This window comes from Marinomonas mediterranea MMB-1, from assembly GCF_000192865.1.
GTDB lineage: Bacteria > Pseudomonadota > Gammaproteobacteria > Pseudomonadales > Marinomonadaceae > Marinomonas > Marinomonas mediterranea.
Map to the genome: position 1 here is coordinate 149,416 of NC_015276.1, position 19,521 is coordinate 168,936.

20 protein-coding genes are annotated in these 19,521 nt (G+C 45.6%); 13 read left to right on the top strand and 7 right to left on the bottom strand.

What is annotated here, in order from left to right; all coding sequences use genetic code 11:
• Nucleotides 1-2 precede the first annotated feature (2 nt).
• The 4 genes from MARME_RS00680 (at nucleotide 3) to MARME_RS00695 (ending at nucleotide 3,828) form a co-directional block, all read left to right on the top strand.
• The gene (locus MARME_RS00680; RefSeq protein ID WP_013659347.1) at nucleotides 3-770 is read left to right on the top strand and encodes a sulfite exporter TauE/SafE family protein; all 768 of its coding nucleotides are present in this window, start codon (nucleotides 3-5) and stop codon (nucleotides 768-770) included.
• Between the two features lie 273 nt (nucleotides 771-1,043).
• Nucleotides 1,044-2,096, top strand: a complete 1,053-nt coding sequence (gene rsgA / locus MARME_RS00685; protein WP_013659348.1) for a ribosome small subunit-dependent GTPase A — start codon at nucleotides 1,044-1,046, stop codon at nucleotides 2,094-2,096.
• Between the two features lie 165 nt (nucleotides 2,097-2,261).
• Nucleotides 2,262-2,690 carry a Zn(2+)-responsive transcriptional regulator gene (zntR, locus tag MARME_RS00690; protein ID WP_013659349.1) on the top strand — a complete coding sequence of 143 codons (429 nt, stop codon included), beginning with the start codon at nucleotides 2,262-2,264 and terminating at the stop codon, nucleotides 2,688-2,690.
• Nucleotides 2,674-3,828 carry an SO_0444 family Cu/Zn efflux transporter gene (locus tag MARME_RS00695; RefSeq protein WP_013659350.1) on the top strand — a complete coding sequence of 385 codons (1,155 nt, stop codon included), beginning with the start codon at nucleotides 2,674-2,676 and terminating at the stop codon, nucleotides 3,826-3,828. The genes zntR and MARME_RS00695 overlap by 17 nt, the downstream gene beginning before the upstream one ends.
• A gap of 7 nt (nucleotides 3,829-3,835) precedes the next feature.
• Here MARME_RS00695 and MARME_RS00700 read toward each other — a convergent pair whose 3' ends face one another.
• Nucleotides 3,836-4,741: an alpha/beta fold hydrolase gene (locus MARME_RS00700; RefSeq protein WP_013659351.1), complete on the bottom strand. Its 906-nt coding sequence runs from the start codon at nucleotides 4,739-4,741 to the stop codon at nucleotides 3,836-3,838.
• A gap of 232 nt (nucleotides 4,742-4,973) precedes the next feature.
• Here MARME_RS00700 and MARME_RS00705 point away from each other — a divergent pair, with 232 nt between their 5' ends.
• Nucleotides 4,974-5,306 carry a DMT family transporter gene (locus MARME_RS00705; protein WP_013659352.1) on the top strand — a complete coding sequence of 111 codons (333 nt, stop codon included), beginning with the start codon at nucleotides 4,974-4,976 and terminating at the stop codon, nucleotides 5,304-5,306.
• A 97-nt stretch (nucleotides 5,307-5,403) separates the two neighbouring features.
• Here MARME_RS00705 and MARME_RS00710 read toward each other — a convergent pair whose 3' ends face one another.
• From MARME_RS00710 to MARME_RS00725, 4 genes are read right to left on the bottom strand one after another with little or no spacing between them, the layout of a single operon-like run.
• Entirely contained in the window at nucleotides 5,404-6,783 is a 1,380-nt protein-coding gene (locus MARME_RS00710) for an ABC transporter ATP-binding protein (protein WP_013659353.1), read from the bottom strand.
• Nucleotides 6,780-7,634 (bottom strand): ABC transporter permease, encoded by an 855-nt coding sequence (locus MARME_RS00715; RefSeq protein ID WP_013659354.1) that lies wholly within the window; start codon nucleotides 7,632-7,634, stop codon nucleotides 6,780-6,782. Before MARME_RS00715 ends, MARME_RS00710 begins: the two co-directional genes overlap by 4 nt.
• Nucleotides 7,631-8,572, bottom strand: a complete 942-nt coding sequence (locus MARME_RS00720) for an ABC transporter permease (protein ID WP_013659355.1) — start codon at nucleotides 8,570-8,572, stop codon at nucleotides 7,631-7,633. The genes MARME_RS00715 and MARME_RS00720 overlap by 4 nt, the downstream gene beginning before the upstream one ends.
• Before the next feature lie 3 nt (nucleotides 8,573-8,575).
• Nucleotides 8,576-10,117, bottom strand: coding sequence for an ABC transporter substrate-binding protein (locus MARME_RS00725; RefSeq protein WP_013659356.1), 1,542 nt, complete (start codon nucleotides 10,115-10,117; stop codon nucleotides 8,576-8,578).
• 359 nt (nucleotides 10,118-10,476) lie between these two features.
• Here MARME_RS00725 and MARME_RS00730 point away from each other — a divergent pair, with 359 nt between their 5' ends.
• The 8 genes from MARME_RS00730 to MARME_RS00765 all read left to right on the top strand — a co-directional run bounded on the left by MARME_RS00730 (nucleotide 10,477) and on the right by MARME_RS00765 (nucleotide 17,605).
• The gene (locus MARME_RS00730; RefSeq protein WP_013659357.1) at nucleotides 10,477-10,851 is read left to right on the top strand and encodes a hypothetical protein; all 375 of its coding nucleotides are present in this window, start codon (nucleotides 10,477-10,479) and stop codon (nucleotides 10,849-10,851) included.
• 195 nt (nucleotides 10,852-11,046) lie between these two features.
• The gene (gene cyoA, locus MARME_RS00735) at nucleotides 11,047-11,997 is read left to right on the top strand and encodes a ubiquinol oxidase subunit II (protein WP_013659358.1); all 951 of its coding nucleotides are present in this window, start codon (nucleotides 11,047-11,049) and stop codon (nucleotides 11,995-11,997) included.
• Nucleotides 11,997-13,973 carry a cytochrome o ubiquinol oxidase subunit I gene (gene cyoB / locus MARME_RS00740; protein ID WP_013659359.1) on the top strand — a complete coding sequence of 659 codons (1,977 nt, stop codon included), beginning with the start codon at nucleotides 11,997-11,999 and terminating at the stop codon, nucleotides 13,971-13,973. The genes cyoA and cyoB overlap by 1 nt, the downstream gene beginning before the upstream one ends.
• A 2-nt stretch (nucleotides 13,974-13,975) precedes the next feature.
• Nucleotides 13,976-14,584: a cytochrome o ubiquinol oxidase subunit III gene (gene cyoC, locus MARME_RS00745; protein ID WP_013659360.1), complete on the top strand. Its 609-nt coding sequence runs from the start codon at nucleotides 13,976-13,978 to the stop codon at nucleotides 14,582-14,584.
• Complete coding sequence (cyoD, locus tag MARME_RS00750) at nucleotides 14,585-14,911, top strand: cytochrome o ubiquinol oxidase subunit IV (protein ID WP_013659361.1); 327 nt, start codon at nucleotides 14,585-14,587, stop codon at nucleotides 14,909-14,911.
• A 9-nt stretch (nucleotides 14,912-14,920) separates the two neighbouring features.
• Nucleotides 14,921-15,856: a heme o synthase gene (gene cyoE / locus MARME_RS00755; protein WP_013659362.1), complete on the top strand. Its 936-nt coding sequence runs from the start codon at nucleotides 14,921-14,923 to the stop codon at nucleotides 15,854-15,856.
• 131 nt (nucleotides 15,857-15,987) lie between these two features.
• Nucleotides 15,988-16,920 carry an allantoinase PuuE gene (puuE, locus tag MARME_RS00760; protein ID WP_013659363.1) on the top strand — a complete coding sequence of 311 codons (933 nt, stop codon included), beginning with the start codon at nucleotides 15,988-15,990 and terminating at the stop codon, nucleotides 16,918-16,920.
• A gap of 151 nt (nucleotides 16,921-17,071) precedes the next feature.
• Nucleotides 17,072-17,605 (top strand): NADPH-dependent FMN reductase, encoded by a 534-nt coding sequence (locus MARME_RS00765; RefSeq protein ID WP_013659364.1) that lies wholly within the window; start codon nucleotides 17,072-17,074, stop codon nucleotides 17,603-17,605.
• 212 nt (nucleotides 17,606-17,817) lie between these two features.
• On the opposite strand, the gene MARME_RS00770 is transcribed toward MARME_RS00765, so the two are convergent.
• Nucleotides 17,818-18,186 carry a cupin domain-containing protein gene (locus MARME_RS00770; RefSeq protein WP_013659365.1) on the bottom strand — a complete coding sequence of 123 codons (369 nt, stop codon included), beginning with the start codon at nucleotides 18,184-18,186 and terminating at the stop codon, nucleotides 17,818-17,820.
• 89 nt (nucleotides 18,187-18,275) lie between these two features.
• The gene (locus MARME_RS00775; RefSeq protein ID WP_013659366.1) at nucleotides 18,276-19,520 is read right to left on the bottom strand and encodes an allantoate amidohydrolase; all 1,245 of its coding nucleotides are present in this window, start codon (nucleotides 19,518-19,520) and stop codon (nucleotides 18,276-18,278) included.
• Nucleotide 19,521: the final 1 nt, after the last annotated feature.

The window sequence follows — 19,521 nt, forward strand, 5'->3', positions numbered from 1 at the left end:
TTATGGTTTATATAGAGGGTCTGACGGTCGAGCAGTTGATTAGCTTGTCTGCCGTTTCGTTTTTTGCTGGTGTATTGAACGCTATTTCTGGCGGTGGAGGGATGATACTCATTCCGAGTATGATGGTCTGTGGTGTCCCTCCTATCAATGCGATTACGGTGAATAAATTTCAAAATGCGTTGGGTTCGCTCGCAGCGATTAGGCACTATTTTCAACATGGTTTGTTTGAGAAAAAAGGTCGCAATCGAGCAACGTTATTTCTGGTTTCTTTTTTCTCGCTAATAGGGGCGGTATCACTCGATTTTGCATCAAGTAAAGCGCTGCTTTCGGTGGTAATACCGTATATTTTAATCTTTGTTTCTGTGTATTCAGTGATGCCACAAACATGGTTTGAGAAATATACGAAACGAACCGTAAGTACGTTTAAGAAAAATGCGGTCTGGTCTTTTATGGGAGCCTACGGAGGCGCTGTTAGCATTGGAACGGGTCCTTTGATGATTGCCGCGCATCGGATTCTTAATGTGTCCAGTGTTCGTTCCGCCATTGCCGAAACAAAGCCAATGATGTTGGTTATTAATACCACATCGCTGTTGTTGCTGGTGTTGTTTGGTCATCTTTGGTGGAAGTTAGGGTTGCTGTTGGCGTTTGGAAATATGCTCGGAGCGTGGCTCGGAGCGAGGATTACGACCGGGCGCTATTTAATCATTGCGAAGTGGGTTGTGTTTATTCTTCCTTTGGTGATTGCGGTCAGGATGCTATTGGAGGGTTAGGGCTTGGAAAGTTTGAATATTCTCCAGCCTATTAATGTGACGTACCCCAACGTAACCAGCCTTTCGTGATTGACTAACGTCTTACTCTTCTCTACATTGAAGGCTCAACTGATTATTTTTATCTGGAGGGTGTTCATGATTGTAATAAAGACCTTCCGGGCAGCTCGCTAAGCCAATTTAGCGTTTTTATAGCCCGGCTTCCTTAACTTAAGACTTTCTGTCTTAATTTGGATTCATTTTGGATGCAGGTTTTTCCTGTATCAGGGCTTTGTTATGACTAAAATTTACTCTCTATCTCAATTAGGTTGGACTCCTTTTTTCCAACAACAACTTTCCCTTGAAGAATTGTCTTACTGTATTCCTGCACGGCTTGCGGGTCAGCATCGTGGCCATTTAGATTTTTATTCCGATCAGGGCAAACAGCGTGTGCTTACCTCATCTTTACATTCATCTGATATACCCAGTTTGACGGTTGGTGATTGGGTTCTGTTGCGAGACGGTAGGATCGATCGAGTGTTGGAAAGAGTGTCTTTGTTTTCACGTCGAGCGGCGGGAGAAAAGGTTTCTGAACAATACATTTGCGCTAATGTTGATACGGTCTTTATCACGACTTCGCTAAATAACGATTTCTCTTTAAATCGTATTGAGCGGTATTTAGCGATGGTGAAAGACGCGGGAGCACAGCCTACAGTTGTGCTCACTAAAGCGGATTTGTGTACGGATGTGGATGCTTGTGTTTCGCAGGTTCAATCATTAGACCCTTTGCTAATTGTGGAAGCGGTTAATGCGCTTGATGTAGGCAGCCTCGCTTTTCTAAAAAGTGGATGCTCCGCGGGAAATACCGTTGCCGTTATGGGATCGTCGGGCGTCGGAAAATCGACTTTGATCAACGGACTATTGGGTGAATCCGTACAGAATACGGCGTCTATCCGAGACGATGATGATAAAGGCCGACATACAACGGTGTCACGAACCCTGCATATGATCCCTAACGGTGGTGTATTGTTGGATACGCCTGGAATGCGTGAACTGCAACTTAGCGATTGTGAGTCGGGTGTAAATGAGGCTTTTGCCGATGTTCACTCTTTAGCAGGACAATGTCGTTTTAGTGATTGTTCTCATCAATCTGAAAAAGGGTGTGCTGTACAGAATGCCTTGGCTCAGGGAAGTCTTGATGAACGACGCTTAGCCAACTATTTGAAACTTTTAAGAGAGCAAGAAAGAAACGGCGCGACGCTTGCTGAGAAACGAGCGCGTGATCGCTCGTTAAGTCGGCATTATCGATCGTCGCAAAGTGAAGCTCAACGATTCAAACGAGGAGAGTGACAACCCGACTTCGCGGGCTTTACATTCTGTTTAATTGAAATCTAGAAGTGTAAAAAATGCGTGTTGAACAAATTGATAGTCAGTCATTGACCTTGGATATAACTCCAAGGTTTATACTTTCACATATTGAGCATTAGTTGCATTGAACACTGTGTGAGGTGGCAAATGGATTATCAAATTGGAGCATTAGCGAAGCGTCTTGGAGTAAGCGCAGATACATTGCGTTTTTATGAAAAAAACGGTTTGTTGGCACCGTCTAAGCGAAGCGAATCTGGCTATCGTTTGTATTCGGATAAAGATCAGCAAACCCTTTCTTTTATATTAAGAGCAAAAAGCGTGGGGTTCAGTCTTGCTGAGATCAAGGAGTTGATTTCGCTTGATCAAAATAAGGTGGACTTTGCCTGCGGCGATGTTAAAGAGCTGGTTGATCTGAAACGCGCACAAATTCAGACCAAAATCTCTGAATTACAAGCATTTGAGCGTTCCCTTAGAGTGTTGTCGGATGCCTGTTGCGGTGGAGATGAAAGCGCTTTGAACTGTTCAATTTTGCAAACGCTTGAAGACGATGGAGGTCTGTATGGCATTTCTAAATGAGCTTGTGAATATGTTTCTTATCTCGGCTCCATGGCTGTTGTTGGGTTTTATTGCGGCAGGTTTAATGAATGCGTTTATTCCTATGAATTGGATGAAAGACCAGCTTGGACAAGACGATCTTAAATCCGTGATAAAAGCCGCTTTGTTTGGTGCGCCATTGCCTCTTTGCAGTTGTGGCGTGATCCCTGCGGCCATCGGACTTCGCAAGGCTGGCGCATCAAAAGCTGCAACGACGTCCTTTCTTGTGTCGACTCCCGAAACAGGAGTTGATTCTATCTCACTTTCCTACGCGTTAATGGGGCCTATTATGGCCATTGTACGGCCAATTGCTGCGGTGTCTAGTGCCATTCTTGCGGGACTTTTAGTTGGAAAAAACCAAGTAGAGTCATCGGAGAAAGGTGATCAAGAGGCGAACTTGTCGCACTCTTCTTCATCGACAGTAGCGTCTTGTTGCTCCCAAAAGCACGCGCCAGAGAAATTAGAAAAGAGACTAGAAAAGAAATTAGAAGAACCTAAAGCCAATAGCGAGAGCTCATCTCACTGTTGCGCTTCGAAAACCTCAACCGCAGAAAAATCGCCTTCTTCCGGCATTTACCAGCGAGCCAAATCGGCTTTTGGCTATGCGACAGGGGATTTAATTGAAAACACGGTGGTATGGTTGGTAATTGGATTAGGTTTCGCAGCATTGATTCAGACGTATTTACCCAAGGATTTTCTGATTCAATGGGGGGATAGCTTTGTGACCATGCTTGTAATGATCCTGATTTCTGTGCCTATGTATATTTGTGCAACGGCGTCTACTCCCATAGCGGCAGGCTTGATGCTTGCTGGCGTTTCTCCCGGCGCAGTTTTGGTTTTTATGATGGCTGGTCCAGCAACAAACATCGCCACATTAGGGGTGATAACCCACCAACTCGGAAAACGTGCTTTATTCGGTTATCTTGGCGGAGTGATAGGAGGCGCATTGTCTTTCGGCCTCTTGTTAGATTATATGCTTGAACAGCTATCGATTACGATTGTTCCGGCATATAGCCACGATCACTCGGATATGGCAAACGGGCTTTCAGTGATCTGTGCTGCGCTTCTGGCCGTGCTTTTTCTAAAAGCGGTGGTAAAAAGATCAATATTACTTCGTTGAGACGCGCTTAAATGTTAGGTTGAGTGTCTGTCTCCTTTTGCGCCAGTTCGCGTATGGCGTTTTTCACATCATCTACGTGCGTTAGGTTTATGATGTGGCTTGCGCCTTCTAGCCATTTCACCTCGACAGATGCATTTTCAAACAGCTTAGGTGCCAGAGGTGCATTTCCTGGCCGGACTAACTCGTCGTCTGTGCCTTGCAAGACCAAAACGGGTTGTGTGAGTGTTTTGAATTTACTTTGGCTGTTCTCAAGACTGTCCGAAAGGGCGAGGACTTCGTCGTTTGAATGCTTCCACATGTCTGGAATTAACGCCGATGGTACCCAATCTAAAACGTGATTATACCATCTAGCAGCAGCGAGCTCTGGGTCAATATCACCCGCGAGAATGATGACGTTTTTGACATATTCAGGATATTCCGCCGCCAGTAAGGGAACAAGTGATCCGCCTAGCGAATGCCCGACTAAGGTGAACTTTTGCTCGTCATTCAGGCTCCAAATTGCTTTGAGCATCGGTTTTATCAGTGTGGCCTGAGATTGCAACGAGATAGGAAAAGAATCTCCCGCATAACCTGATGCGCCCCAACCGGGTCGATCTACGGAGATGAGTCGGAACTCTTGTTCTAAATCTTTTTCTAAATAGTATTTGGAAAAACTCGACCAACTCCCGGGTGTCCCGTGTACGAAAACAACGGTGTTTCGGAATTTTTTGTGTAGGTCATTACTCATGTAGTGCAAACGGTATGGCCCGAATGAATTCTGCGCGTCAACATAAGCCGTTTTTACCAAATCGGGCGTTTCTAATACTTGATCTGTTTTTTCCTGATTCTGACGAATATCTTCTGGAACGCTGCACGCAGTGACAGCGATAGTGCATAGAGTCATAAGAGAAACACGTTGGGCGAATGCTTTCATATCAACACTGATTTCCAAGAGCGGGTTTTAAACGGCGTTCGTACTTCAATCTGACAGCAATAGAAAGAAAAGTTCCTCGAATCGTATTGTTGATAGATCCCGATTGATACGCAAATTTTTATGTCGCGACCAATGCTAAGCTTTTCACCACGCCGTGATAGAGTGAGGTTACTCCTTAATTCAGACAATAAGTATTTAAATTCAGATAATAAATATTAAAGAGGTGGGCGACATGAAAACGTGGTTGTTTCTTATTATTGCCATTGGTGCTGAAGTGATGGCGACGACTGCTTTAAAGGCCAGTGATGGCTTTAGCCGCTTGGTGCCGAGTGTGATTGTCGTGATTGGTTATTCTGTTGCATTTTATTTTTTATCGGTGGTGTTGAAATCGATGTCCGTAGGCATTGCTTATGCTATCTGGGCGGGGCTTGGCATTGTACTCACGGCTCTTTTAGGTTGGGTTTTATTTGAGCAGAAGCTTGATGCACCAGCGTTTATTGGCATAGCGATGATTCTCGGCGGAGTAGTGGTGATCAACTTATTTTCTAAAACCGGTGGACACTGAATCACTCTGCATTTGTGATAAGCATAAAAAAAGCGGGCAAAAATTGCCCGCGAAAAGAAGGTGACAAACACCCTCTGCAAGGTTCCGATGATCGTGTTTAGAGCCGGATGACTCGGTCGCAACGTTTTTCGATCATATTTGGGTCATGGCTGACGAGTACAACACTACAGCCTTGTTCTTTCGCCACTTGAACCAGTAGTTCACTGACGTCTTTTTGAGTTAACGGATCAAGACGTGAGGTCGGCTCATCCGCAAATAAAAACACAGGCTCTAGCATCAAGGCGCGCAGCAAACAAAAACGCTGTAGTTCCCCTCCTGACACTTCCGATGCTGTACGTTGCATCAGCTCATGGGTTAGCCCTAAGCGTTTCATAAGCGGCGTGGCTTTACTTGCATTTAATTTATGTAACTTAATGAGATCCTCTAATAGTGTTTGTAATGAAACTGAATGCGTGACCGAGGCCGTCGGGTCTTGATAGAGTTTTTGCCAGCGTTGCGGCTGAGTCGTCTCATGCTTTACGACACTTCCACTTTCGACGGGCAATAGCCCAAGTAACGTGTCTCCTAATGTACTTTTGCCACAACCACTGTCGCCTACAATGCCAACAATCTCGTTTTTATGGATATCGAGAGAGAGACCATTAAAGAGCGTTTGTTTACCTCGCTTGACGGAAATAGCGTCCGCAGAAATCAGCTTTTCTTGGCTTGAAGGCGAGTTTTCACTGTTAGGCCATTGCAAAGGGTCTGCGTCAATCAGTGCTTTGGTAAAATCGTGAGCGGGGTTCGAAAGAATGTCGCTTGATTCGCCTTGCTCAACAACCTGTCCATTTTTTACGACCATGAGCTTACCGGGCAACTGTCTTGCAACGGCAACGTCATGCGTGATCGTCAGTAGAGCGCCGCCCTCAGTTTGCTCTTTTAATGAAGCAACAACTTGATCACGACGAGACACATCTAAGCCTTTTGTTGGTTCATCTGCGATGACAAGCTTTGCGCCGCCAGCAGTTGCGCAGGCAATGGCAACACGTTGAGCCATACCGCCAGACAGTTGGTCGACACGTTTTTGGCCGATGTGACCTAACCCCAGCTTTTTCAGCTTTGCGAGTGAATCGGATAACGCGGTCGACCATGTCTTTCCGGCCACATAGTATTCTGTGTCGGTTAACTGGCGTTCGGCGCTCATCAAGGGGTCTAACGAGTTCCAAGGTTCTTGCGGAAGCATACTGATGTGTTTGCCCCACATAGCCTTTTGTTCCTTAAGCGAAAGATTGGTTTTTCCGAAAAGGTCGATTTGGCCACGTCGTGTGAGTGCTTTCGGCAGATTCCCCATGATAGCTTGGGCTAAAAGACTTTTTCCGGAACCTGTCTGCCCTAAAATAGTAAGGCGTTCGCCTTCTTGCAGCGTAAGCGTCACGGGAGCAAGTAATTGAGTGTCGCCGACATAAACCGACACATTCGAGATGGTTAAAAGGCTCATGCGTTACGTCTCCCTAGCAGCTGACAACCAAGAACCATAGCTGCAAGACTGACTAAGGGTTCCGCGAGTAACCAAGGAGCGTCGCTGTAGTATGGGAAAAGCTCAACGGTCATCAAGCCCAGCTCTGCAAGCGGCGGTTGAATACCGACGTAGACAAAACCCAACGACGCCATCATCAAGATGGCATTTGCCGCACCAAAGGCTGCAATGGTGAGCACTTGAGGTAAGATCGCGGGCAGTAAATGGCGTTTAAAGCAATACCAACGACCGAATCCCATCAGCTGTGATGCTTCCATTTCGGGCGAATGAATAAGTGGTTGGCAGATTGCTCGTACGACTCGGTAGTATTCCACCCATTGGATCAGTGCGATCGCAAAGTAAAGCATCCAGAAGGAGCCGGGTACGATCGCGGCAAAAATCAAAACCAGTACTAGGCCTGGTAAGGCGAGCAAAATGGTTGTGAGTAATTCGACAACCTTTCCAAAGCGGGTTGGGAACCATGCGGACATTACGCCCAGTGCTATACCTGCTGTCGAAGCAGTAAGGACACACAATGCGGCAAGACCAAACGACAGTGCGATGGCATCTGCAAGGCGAACCCACATACTGCGACCAAAATGGTCGGTACCGAGCCAGTGCTCTGCGTTAGGTGGGGTTAAAATAGCGCCCAAATCTTGTTCGGCACCGTCAACGGAGGCAAAGTACGGGGCTAAGAACGAAAATATCAGTAAGGTCGCGAGGATCGCGAAACCAAACCACTGTTGGGACGTCGCTGAACGGAACGTTTTTTTCACTCTATTAGTAGGTCTGAACGTCGGGGTCGGAGGTGAATTCGCTTCTGTATACATCATTCTGAAAACTCTTGCTTAATTCGAGGGTCCAAGTAATAGCTGATTATGTCTACGAGCGTGTTAAGCACGACAAACATAATGCCCATAAGCAAGGCAGCACCCTGAATAATAGGAATGTCTCTGGCGAAAATAGCATGTGCAAGCCCATGCCCGATCCCTGGCCAAGAGAACAATGATTCGATCATCACAACGCCTTCCACAACAGTAATCAACTGAATGGCAAAAAAGGCTATAACAGGGACTAGTAGGTTTCTCCATCCGTGTCTTTGAAAAGCTTTTCGAGTAGACAAACCTTTGATCTGAGCGAACTCAAAGAATGATGAATCGAAAACACGTTTGGCTTCGTTGCGTATGATTCGACTTGAAACCGCCGCCAACGAGATAGCCAGCGCCAGCGAAGGGAGAATCAGATGAGCGGGTGTACCAAAGCCTGCAACGGGCAGCAATTCAAGTTCCAGTGAAAAGACCAGTATAAGCAATACGCCTATGACAAACACAGGTAACGCTCTGACAGACGTGGAAAAAAGCAGAGTGAGTCTGTCCGCCCAGCCTCCGTATTTTGCAGCCCAAAGGCCCAATGGAAACGCCAACAGTATTGCTATGGCCATGCCGACTCCGGCTAAAAGCAATGAATGCCCTAGCATGTGAGAAAGTGTGTCCATAACGGGTAAGTCACTGACCATTGAATTACCAAGGTTTAGCTGAAGTAAATCGCCTAACCATGAGAAGTAAGCACTCCATGCACTTTGGTCTAATTTGAGTTCGTGGCGAATGAGCTCGGCAGTTGATGAGTCGAAATTATCCTGACCGTATCGACTGGCAGCCAATCGATACGCCATGTCACCCGGAAGCGAACGCATCAGAATAAAGGTCAGCGTCCCGACCCCCCAAGCAACCATAATGAGCTGTATACAACGTTTAAATAACAGGTCTTTCATAGGTTACTTAATGGTTATCTTGTTCAGGTAGAAGTTACGTTCGAATGGATCAAAACGAAAGCCTTCAATGCGTTTATTAACGGACGTCTGTTGAGTGTAAGAAGCAATCGGAATGACAGGCAATTCTGTAGCGACGGCTTCAGCAAAGGCTTGAGCGGTTGCTCGGTAACGATCAGGGTTATTTTCGTTTACCAAACCTTTAAGCGCGACTTGAATTTGCGGATTGTGCCAGTTCATTGACCCCCAATCGCCACCTGATTCTTGTCCGAAGTCTTTAATCAGTGTTAACAGAGGGTCAACAATAAAACCGTAATTACGGGCAATAAGTGCTAGGTTCAGTGTTCCATCTTGATGTCCTGCTGGAATCGCACTGGAGTTGGTGATGTCCACTTTCAAGTCAACGCCAAGCTTTTTCCATTGTGCTTGCAGTGCAGTAGCAACCGTGGTTAATTCTGGGCGATCTGCATACGTAATTAGACGAAGTGCGAATGGCTTGCCATCGCGCTCAAACATACCATCGCTGTTTCGTTTCCAGCCAATTTGCTCAAGAAGCGCACGCGCTTTGTCTAGGTTTTTGTCTAAGCTAGGCGCGTCAGAGATATGCCAATCGGACATTGAAGGCGGCAGCAATTGAGTGGTTGCTGAATCTGGCGTTCTAAGAACGGCCATAGAAATACCCTTACGCTCAATTGCCATGCTTAGCGCTTGACGAGCTTCAATCTCTTTTAGGTAAGGGTGGGCAGCATTGACCTTCAGTACAAGTGTACGCGGTAGTTTCGATTTAATAATCTCGACTTTATTTGATCGAGCTAGCATTGGAGCTGCCGCTGGGTCCAAGCCAAAGACGATATCCGATTGTCCACTACGAGCCTGAAGTACGCGAGCTTCTGCGCGGTGTCCCGTTAAATAGCTCGCGAAAGGCATTGAGGCCATTTGTCCCCAATACTGATCAAATTTTTCTACGACCAGTTTGTGAGGTGGCTTAAATTCATAAAGTTTGTAAGGTCCTGTTCCCACTAGCTCGGTCAACTTGTCTTCGAAGTTGTATTTTCCAGCAGGAAGAATAGAGGCAGAATAATGCGCCAAGGCAGCGCCAAGTACTTTATAAGGTGTTGTTAAAGTAATAACGACTTCTTGTGCTGTGTCGCCCATGCTTATATCGGCGATAGGAGCAGAACGAAGTGGGCCTTGCTTTCTTTTTGCAACGTTGAGGCTACTGACGACGTCTTTCGCTGTCATAGCGTCACCATTATGGAAAAGAACGTCATCGCGGAGTTGCAAACGCCATGTCAGCCCATCACGAGAGGTTGACCAAGAGGTGGCAAGTCCTGCTTGTAACTTTCCGTCGGCATCGACATCGATTAATGTCTCTAAAACCTGCATGCGTGTATATAAATAGCCGCTAACGGACGGATCGATACTGTTAAATTCAAAGGCTGCGTTAACCTTGATAGTATTCTCAGGAGTCGGCGCTTCGGCGTGAGCATTTGATGCGAAGAGAATGATTAAGCTGGCTAGTGCCGCATTCATCTTTTTAAAAGACATTTTTGGTAAACCCTTATTGAAAAAAGATCGTATCTAATTCTGTATAAATATCAAACAGAGTTAGAGGCGTAAATTTAACGTTAAATGTTATGTCATAACATATCTAAAATATTGTTACATAGAAACGCAATATTGTTGAAACTTTTTCATGTGTTTTTTTAAGTGTCTTAACAATTAAGTGTAATTTGGTCTGTTTACGAATAAAAACGCACGAAAAAGCCGCAATATTCAAATCTTAACTGGAGCAAATGGCGACAAATGTGTACACTTCCTCGAAATAAATTCCGTAAATCAAATTATTCAAACAATTAACGGAAATTTGTCGCGGACAGAGTTTAGAGTAGGTCGTGAGAGCTATTATGGCGAATACATTCATGCAGAGCAGCACAAACGAGTGGATTCAGCCCCTTCGCAATGCGAAGTGGGGCGCTCGCCTGTATGCATTTGTATATGCTGTTGTTACGGCCAACTTGATCATATTTCCTCATTGCGGCTTTTATGACCCCAGTGATTTCTTCCATAGTGTCCTTAAGGACATTCCTATATACGCCCTGTACATTTTCTGGGGTGTCATCAGCCTATTTATGTTTGTTTGCTGGTTCGTCATGAACAGCGAGCAAATTGCGCTCTTTCAACCATTTGAAAGTGTGGGATATGTAGTGCTAAATGAAGAGGTAAAACCCTCTTTTCATCGAAGGCTACATTCCACCCGAGCGCCACCTTTTTCCGCTTAACGTGTACCAAATTTCTATTCAGTTCGTATAAGGAATAATCATTCCCTATGTGATCTGGATCATCCTTTATGGCGTTTTTATATAGGATGAATGAAATGAGGTGTTACGTTGGGTTTGGAAGTTTCCGGCTACCGGTCGGACCGAACGCCTGCAATCCTTTAGGTTTGCAGCCTTTGTAAATAATAGGGTTAGAGGATGAATCTCTTGTTAACTCGTAACTTAAGTAAAATCGCGTTGGCGGCATTGGTAGCATTGCTAGCAGGCTGTCAAGGTGGAGTGCTGGACCCGAAAGGCTCAATCGGTGCTCAGGAGAAAGAGCTGATCATTACAGCGACTATCCTGATGCTGCTTGTAGTTATCCCAGTAATCCTTATGACGCTTTACTTCGCATGGAAATACCGCGAAGGCAGTGGTGAGGCTTACGAACCAAAGTGGGACCACTCTACTAAAATCGAAGCTGTTGTATGGGGTATTCCAATCGTCATTATCGTTATTTTGGCGGTTATCACTTACAAATCAACGCATGCGTTGAACCCATATAAACCCATTGAATCTGACGAAGATCACATGACGGTTGAAGTCGTGTCTATGAACTGGAAATGGTTGTTCATTTATCCAGATCTAGGTATTGCGACTGTCAATGAACTGGCTTTCCCTAAAGATGTGCCAGTTGAGTTTAAGATTACTTCTGCAGGTACTATGAACTCTTTCTTCATTCCGCAACTGGGTAGTCAAATCTACTCAATGGCGGGCATGGAAACCAAACTGCACCTGATTGCTAATGAAGCAGGTACGTTCGACGGACTTTCTGCGAACTACTCTGGTCATGGTTTCACTGGCATGAAGTTCAAAGCAATTGCAACGCCAACGAAAGAAGACTTCAACGCTTGGGTTGAGAAGGTAAAAGCAAGTGGTGAAGCGCTTACAACTGAGCGCTATGAGCAACTTGTTGAACCGACTGAATATCACCCTGTTGAGTATTTCGGTACTGTGAAAGATGGTTTGTTCTTCGACATCATCTGGGAATACATGGGCGATATGGGTCGTATCGATTTCTACGGTAAGCCTGAATACGGCGCAACAAAACCGGAAGGTGTTGTGCTGCCTGAGCGTATAGCCCCTAAAACTGAAGAGGCGTCTCACTAATGAACTTGTTAGGTAAACTATCCTGGGATTCAATCCCACACGATCCTATCGTTATCGGTACGTTGATCGTGATTGCGATCGGTGGTGCGGCCTTGTTTGGCCTTATCACTAAATTGCAAAAGTGGGGATGGCTATGGCGCGAATGGTTAACGTCTGTTGACCATAAACGTCTAGGTATCATGTACATCATTCTCGCGTTCGTGATGCTGATCCGTGGTTTTGCTGACGCCATCATGATGCGTACACAGCTTGCTGTGGCGACGAATGGTAGCGAGGGTTATCTGCCTCCTCATCACTATGACCAAATTTTCACCGCACACGGTGTTATCATGATCATCTTTATGGCGATGCCATTTATGATCGGTTTGATGAACATTGTTGTACCGTTGCAAATTGGCGCACGAGATGTGGCATTCCCATTCCTGAACAACTTGTCATTCTGGCTAGCCGTTTCAGGTGCTGTTCTAGTAAACATCTCTTTGGGGCTTGGTGAATTTGCCATGACGGGTTGGGTAGCTTATCCGCCATTGTCTGGTCTTGAATTCAGTCCCGGTGTCGGGGTCGACTACTATATCTGGGCTCTCCAGATATCTGGTATCGGTACAACGCTAACGGGTGTTAACTTCTTGGTAACTGTTATCAAGATGCGTGCACCAGGCATGAAACTAATGCAAATGCCGATTTTTACTTGGACCTGTACTTGGGCCAACGTACTGATCGTTGCATCTTTCCCTATCTTAACAGCAGCGCTAGCGATGCTAACGCTTGATCGTTATCTTGATTTCCACTTCTTCACGAATGATTTAGGTGGAAACTCAATGATGTACATCAACCTGTTTTGGGCTTGGGGTCACCCAGAAGTATACATTCTGGTATTGCCAGCGTTTGGTATCTTCTCGGAAATTGTTTCGACGTATACCGGTAAGCGATTGTTCGGCTACAAGTCGATGGTATACGCCAGTGGCGCGATTTCCATCCTTGGCTTTATCGTATGGTTGCATCACTTCTTCACGATGGGATCCAGTGCGAGCGTTAACGCCTTCTTCGGTATTATGACCATGATCATTGCCGTACCAACAGGTGTGAAGTTGTTCAACTGGTTGTTTACCATGTACAAAGGTCGTGTTCGTATGGAACCGCCAATGCTTTGGACAATCGGTTTCATCATCACCTTCTCTGTTGGTGGTATGACGGGCGTTCTACTAGCGATTCCTGGTGCTGACTATGTATTGCATAACAGCTTGTTCCTAATTGCCCACTTCCATAACACGATTATTGGTGGTGCGGTATTCGGTTACCTTGCAGGTTTTGCATTCTGGTTCCCTAAAGCAATGGGCTTCCACTTGAATCCTAAGATCGGTAAGTTCTCTTTCTGGTGTTGGTTCATTGGTTTCTTCGTCGCTTTCATGCCTTTGTATGTACTTGGTTTCCTAGGTATGACTCGTCGTCTAAACCACACGGATAACCCTGACTGGAACATCTGGCTATACATTGCAGCTGGCGGTGCGTTCATCATTGCATTGGGTATTGCTGCTCAGTTTGTTCAACTTATTCTTGGTTTTATTCAAAAAGACAAGAACTTGGACAAAACGGGCGATCCATGGAATGGCCACACGTTGGAATGGTCTTTGTCTTCTCCGCCACAGTTCTATAACTTCGCTAAAATTCCACATGTTGACGACATCGATACGTTTACTGACATGAAAGAAAAAGGCACCGCGTACAAGCGCGAAGAAAGTTATGAGCCTATTCATATGCCAAGCAACACAAATGCTGGCCCAATTATGGGTGCAATCGCAACGGCATTTGGTTTCGCTATGATCTGGCACATTTGGTGGTTAGCGGGTGCAAGTTTCATCGGTCTAATCGTAGCCTTTATCATGCGTGCTTACGCGAAAGATACTGACTACTACGTACAACCAGATGAAGTGGCTCGTATCGAGAACGCTCACCTGGACAACGTGGCTAAGGGGTAATCATGAGTACTAACATGTCTGCGCATGCTGATGCGCACCACGAAGAGCACCACGATACCGGTCGTAATACCACGTTCGGTTTCTGGATCTACCTGATGACAGACTGCATTCTGTTCTCATGTTTCTTCGCTACATATGCAGTGCTCTTTATGAACACTGCAGGCGGAGTATCAGGTAAGGATATTTTCGACTTAACATTGGTTGGTGGCGGTACTGCTGCACTGTTGTTTAGTTCGATTACGTTCGGCTTTGCGATGATTAGCGCTTACAAAAAGAATAAAGGCGGCACGCTATTTTGGTTAGCGGTCACTTTTGTCTTTGGTGCAGTCTTCCTAGGCTTGGAAGTCTATGAATTCCATCACTTGATCCACGCTGGGCACGGTCCTGATAAGAGTGCATTCCTGACAGCCTTCTTCTCATTAGTTGGCCTTCACGGATTCCACGTTACCGCTGGTATGATTTGGATCATCGTGATGTTCTGCGAAGTATCTAAAGGCGGGCTAGAAAGCCGCACAGTGACTCGCTTAAGCTGCTTAAGCTTGTTCTGGCATTTCCTAGACGTTATCTGGATTTGTGTATTCTCTTTCGTCTACTTAATGGGAGCTATGTAAATGAGTCAGCATGATCACGATTCACATGACGCTCACGGTAGCGTAAGTTCATATGTCGTTGGCTTTGTATTGTCGGTTGTTTTGACCGTCATTCCTTTCTGGGCCGTTATGACAAGTGCTTTCGATCGCGCAACTTTGTTCGCTGTTATTGTTGTAACAGCCGTTGTTCAGATCTTCGTACATTTGAAGTACTTCTTGCACTTGAACTTTACGAAAGAAGGTAAGCTGGATACGTTGTCCTTCATCTTTACCGCCATTATTATCATTATGGTCGTAGCATTGTCTATTTGGATTATCTACGAATCTGTATTGATGATGATGTACTAGGCAGTATTGATGACTAAGCGAACTTTATCCTCGCAAAAAGATAACGGTCATTCTGTTTTTGACCGTTATCTAAAGGTCACGAAGCCCGGCATCATTATGGGCAATTTGATTTCGGTTGCGGGCGGCTTTTTTCTAGCTGCCCGTGGCGATATCGATTGGTTCTTGATGCTGGTTACTGTCATAGGCTTGTCTTTGGTAGTAGCGTCAGGCTGTGCAGTGAATAACTGTATCGACCGAGATATTGATGCGAAGATGCAACGTACGCGAAACCGTGTCACTGTAACAGGTGAGATGTCTTTAAAAGCCGCGCTTGCACACGGCATTGTGTTGGGAGTAATTGGTTTTGCGATGCTGGCCTATTTCACCAACCAAGTTGCTGTGTTTTTTGCGGCTTTCGGTTATTTCGTTTACGTCGGACTCTACAGCTTGTATTTTAAACGTCATTCCGTTTACGGTACGTTGGTAGGTAGTTTGTCCGGAGCAGTTCCTCCCGTTGTGGGTTACTGCGCTGTAACAGGTCAATTTGACGCTGCTGCAGCGATTTTGTTAGTGATGTTCAGTTTGTGGCAAATGCCTCACTCTTATGCGATCGCTATCTTCCGATATAAGGATTATGCCGCTGCAGGTATTCCTGTATTACCTGTTGCAGAAGGAATCCAAAAAGCCAAGCATCATATTGTGCTTTATATCGCCGTGTTTGGATTGGTGACCGCTTTGTTACCTTTGACGGGCTATGTTGGCATTGGATTTATGGTAGTGGCTGCTGCAACCAGCTTATGGTGGTTGGCAATGGCACTACGCGGATATCGTAAAGATATCGATGTGAATGGCTGGGCACGTCAGGTGTTCTTCTTTTCCATCATCACAGTAACAGCTCTAAGCATTACGATGTCTATTGATTTTAGAGCGGTGGCTCCAGATTATTTGGTGATGTTAGCCCACTAATTTAAGTCACAACTCAGAAACATAAGATGCCCGCTTTACATTGTGTAATGCGGGCATTTTTTTGCTCTTAAAGCTGACCATTTGGTTTGTTTTTTGCTTATATTTTCATATTGAGACAGGGTGGTGATTATATGAAAAATTATCTAGAGCGGGATTATAAAGGCTATGGTCGAAACGAAGCGCCGCAAGTGGAGTGGCCCAATGGTGCGCGCATTGCGCTACAGTTTGTTCTGAACTTTGAAGAAGGCGGAGAAAACTGTGTGCTTCATGGAGACGAACATGCTGAAACCTTCTTATCTGATATTTTTGGCGCTCAACCATACAAAGATCGTCATATGAGCATGGAGTCACTGTATGAATACGGCTCGCGCGCTGGGGTATGGCGTATTCTCAACGAATTCGAGAAGCGCGGTTTACCTCTGTCCATTTTTGCGATTGCAACGGCTTTACAGCGAAACCCTGAGGTCGCGAAAGCCATTGTAGAGGGCGGGCATGAAGTCGTCTGTCACGGTCTGAAATGGATTCACTACCAAGACATGCCCATCGAGCAAGAGCGAGAGCACATGCGCGAGGCATTGGCTCTTATCGAAGAGGTGACTGGCGTTAAGCCAATTGGTTGGTATACCGGACGGGATTCTCCCAACACACGTAAGCTAGTATCCGAACAGCCACAGTTGCAATACGACTCTGATTATTACGGTGATGATTTACCCTTTTGGACGGAAGTTCCTCACTACGAAGATCAGACTAAAACGAAGCCCCACCTGATTATTCCTTATACGCTAGACTGTAATGACATGCGTTTTTCGTCGCCTTATGGTTTTAGTCATGGCACTGAATTCTTTGATTATCTTCGAGACAGCTTTGATTGCCTGTACGATGAAGGTGCATCTGCACCAAAAATGATGTCGATAGGACTGCATTGTCGAACGGTTGGCAAGCCGAGTCGTTTTATGGGATTAAAGCGCTTTTTGGATTATGTTCAATCTCATGAAGGGGTTTGGATTACTAGACGCTGTGATATTGCCAAGCATTGGATGGAGAACCATCCTCCAAAGCGGTAGGGCGTGTCTCAATATGCGCCAATATTATTGAGCCTACGGAAACAAAGAGTTAACCGCAGTGACGTTAATCTGTCACGACGATTCTTTTATAGTGGTTGTTATAGATAAGCCAGAATTTACTGGTGTTTTAAGATATTTAAATGGAGAGAACATGAAACTACTCGCTTTTGCAGGATCTAACAGCAAAACGTCCATCAACAAGCAGTTGGTGACGTACGCTGCGTCTTTAGTTGACGCATCCGAGGTTGAAATTCTAGACCTTAACGATTACGAAATGCCGATCTATAGCGTAGAGCGCAACGAAGAAGGCATGCCAGAATTGGCGACTCAGTTCTTTAACAAAATTGGGGCAGCAGACGGCGTTATCATTTCCTTTGCTGAATACAATGGCTCTTACTCATCGGCCTATAAAAACATCTTTGACTGGATGTCACGCATTGATATGAAGGTTTTCCAGAACAAACCTATGATCATGATGGCGTCTTCTCCTGGCTCAATGGGCGGTGCGAGTGTGTTAGCCGCTGCGAAAGGTTCAGCGCCTTATTTTGCGGCGGACGTAAAAGCAACCTTATCAGTACCTAAGTTCTACGATGTATTTGATTCCGAAGCTGGCAAGATGAAAGACGCTGATATGGATGAGGCGCTAAGAAAAGCATTGTCTGAGGCATTTACGCTAAAAGCCTAGTAAATTGTCTAGATTGACTGGTTAGAAGCTAAAAGAGGCCTTATTGAGGCCTCTTTTATTAGCATGGCATGTATGTTTTTACTACCAAGGGTTGCCGTTGTTTATAAGCGGTTTAAGTTCGATCAACCTGAATAGTGGGAGCGAAGTTGTAAAACGCTAGGATGTTAAATGACCCCTGAGAAATAGTTGTTGTAGCCTTGTTGAGAGCAACGTTAGTCGAAAACCACTTCTTCCGGCACAGTCACGAAAATTGAATGGCGTACTTCGTTAAACAGGGCCTTGCTACAATGGCCTTGGCCTTGTGTATCTTCCAATAGAATTAAATCGCCACCACTAAACTGGCGCGTTTCCCCAGAAGAAACCGTAAACTCGCACCGACCTTTTATTATGAATACAAACTGTCGAGTAGGAGCAGGGTGCCATTTGAAATCATAGTCGGCAGGCGTTTCTCGAAAAATGATGTTTCCAGCGGGAAATTTTTCAGACAAGAAGCCAATCGCTCCACCCTCTTTTAACGCAATGTTTAGTTCACCGAAATGGCTACTGCCATCAGCGTCGTTGTAGATTCGTGTGATGTTCATAGTCTCTCTCTGCTTCTCAGTTTTTGTTGTGATGGCAGCGCTCGTAAGAATATCTTGAGTGTCTTTATCTACATTGTTCTTCTTATCGCTTACACTTCAATTTTACGCAGCGCTCGACCTAATACTTCCAGAGTTACCTCGACGTCGCTTTCCATGATGGCTTCCGCTGGGTGATGACTAATGCCTTTCTCACAGCGCATAAACAACATAGCAACGGGGCAAATATCTGCGATCGCCATCGCATCGTGACCCGCTCCTGAAAGCAGTGTTAATGGCGAATAGTTCGATTCGCTGATTGCCTCTTTCAGGATTGATTGAAGTGCACCATCACAGTGAACGGCGCTGGCACTGTGTGTTTGTTTGGATGACAGCGTGACATTGCGCTTTGTTGCAATGTGTTGGAATCCTTTAAGAATGTCGTCTAACGCTGCTTCGCGTTTGTCATCGGATGCGCTGCGAATGTCTAGCGAGAATTCAGTCAGACCTGAGATGACGTTGACGCCATTTGGTCGGTTAGCAATACGCCCCACGGTTGCAACAATGTCCTGTTGCGTGGCGATTTTCTCTACCATTAAGATCATTTCACTGGTGGCGCAAAGTGCATCTTGTCTAAGTGGCATTGGTACCGTGCCAGCGTGTCCCGCCATGCCTTGTACGGTGAAATCAAAGCGCTTTGCCCCAGCAATACCGCTGACAATGCCAACAGGCATATTTTGGTTTTCTAGGACGGGACCTTGCTCTATATGCAGCTCCAAATAGCCCAACAAGTTTGTTTTGTCGATGGCTGCGTTAAGGACTGAGTCGAATGCCAATCCGAATTCTTCTAGCGCCTGTTTAAGGCTGATGCCGTCGTCGTCTTCGACGTGTTCCCAGTCTTTTTCCCATTGCCCTGTTAGTGCCCTGCTGCCTAATAACGTTGAGCTGAATCGCGTGCCTTCTTCGTCGCCAAATCCGACGATGTCTAGATGAAACGGAAACTCGATACCGTATTGATTAAACGCTTTGATCAAGGTGAGAGGAGCAATGACGCCCAGCATGCCATCGTATTTTCCGCCATTAGGAACCGTGTCTAAATGGCTTCCTAAAATAAAACGCTTAGCGTCAGGCTTTTTACTTTCATAGCGTCCCCAAAGGTTCCCTGCTTCGTCTTGCCAAGTGGTCATTCCTGCGTCTTGAAGCCAGCCTCCGACCAAAGCATTGGCAGCTTTATGCTCGGTCGTTAAGTAGCGACGATCGAGATAGTCGCTGCATTGACTGATTTTCCCCAGTTCATCACAACGTTGCATGACTTGCTTTGCTAGACTGGCATACCTAATTTCGCTGAATGACGTCATA

Coding starts and splice junctions, on each gene's coding strand:
- MARME_RS00680 (WP_013659347.1), top strand. CDS start 3: ATGGTTTATATAGAGGGTCTGACGGTCGAGCAGTTGATTAGCTTGTCT.
- rsgA (WP_013659348.1), top strand. CDS start 1,044: ATGACTAAAATTTACTCTCTATCTCAATTAGGTTGGACTCCTTTTTTC.
- zntR (WP_013659349.1), top strand. CDS start 2,262: ATGGATTATCAAATTGGAGCATTAGCGAAGCGTCTTGGAGTAAGCGCA.
- MARME_RS00695 (WP_013659350.1), top strand. CDS start 2,674: ATGGCATTTCTAAATGAGCTTGTGAATATGTTTCTTATCTCGGCTCCA.
- MARME_RS00700 (WP_013659351.1), bottom strand. CDS start 4,741: ATGAAAGCATTCGCCCAACGTGTTTCTCTTATGACTCTATGCACTATC.
- MARME_RS00705 (WP_013659352.1), top strand. CDS start 4,974: ATGAAAACGTGGTTGTTTCTTATTATTGCCATTGGTGCTGAAGTGATG.
- MARME_RS00710 (WP_013659353.1), bottom strand. CDS start 6,783: ATGAGCCTTTTAACCATCTCGAATGTGTCGGTTTATGTCGGCGACACT.
- MARME_RS00715 (WP_013659354.1), bottom strand. CDS start 7,634: ATGATGTATACAGAAGCGAATTCACCTCCGACCCCGACGTTCAGACCT.
- MARME_RS00720 (WP_013659355.1), bottom strand. CDS start 8,572: ATGAAAGACCTGTTATTTAAACGTTGTATACAGCTCATTATGGTTGCT.
- MARME_RS00725 (WP_013659356.1), bottom strand. CDS start 10,117: ATGTCTTTTAAAAAGATGAATGCGGCACTAGCCAGCTTAATCATTCTC.
- MARME_RS00730 (WP_013659357.1), top strand. CDS start 10,477: ATGGCGAATACATTCATGCAGAGCAGCACAAACGAGTGGATTCAGCCC.
- cyoA (WP_013659358.1), top strand. CDS start 11,047: ATGAATCTCTTGTTAACTCGTAACTTAAGTAAAATCGCGTTGGCGGCA.
- cyoB (WP_013659359.1), top strand. CDS start 11,997: ATGAACTTGTTAGGTAAACTATCCTGGGATTCAATCCCACACGATCCT.
- cyoC (WP_013659360.1), top strand. CDS start 13,976: ATGAGTACTAACATGTCTGCGCATGCTGATGCGCACCACGAAGAGCAC.
- cyoD (WP_013659361.1), top strand. CDS start 14,585: ATGAGTCAGCATGATCACGATTCACATGACGCTCACGGTAGCGTAAGT.
- cyoE (WP_013659362.1), top strand. CDS start 14,921: ATGACTAAGCGAACTTTATCCTCGCAAAAAGATAACGGTCATTCTGTT.
- puuE (WP_013659363.1), top strand. CDS start 15,988: ATGAAAAATTATCTAGAGCGGGATTATAAAGGCTATGGTCGAAACGAA.
- MARME_RS00765 (WP_013659364.1), top strand. CDS start 17,072: ATGAAACTACTCGCTTTTGCAGGATCTAACAGCAAAACGTCCATCAAC.
- MARME_RS00770 (WP_013659365.1), bottom strand. CDS start 18,186: ATGAACATCACACGAATCTACAACGACGCTGATGGCAGTAGCCATTTC.
- MARME_RS00775 (WP_013659366.1), bottom strand. CDS start 19,520: ATGACGTCATTCAGCGAAATTAGGTATGCCAGTCTAGCAAAGCAAGTC.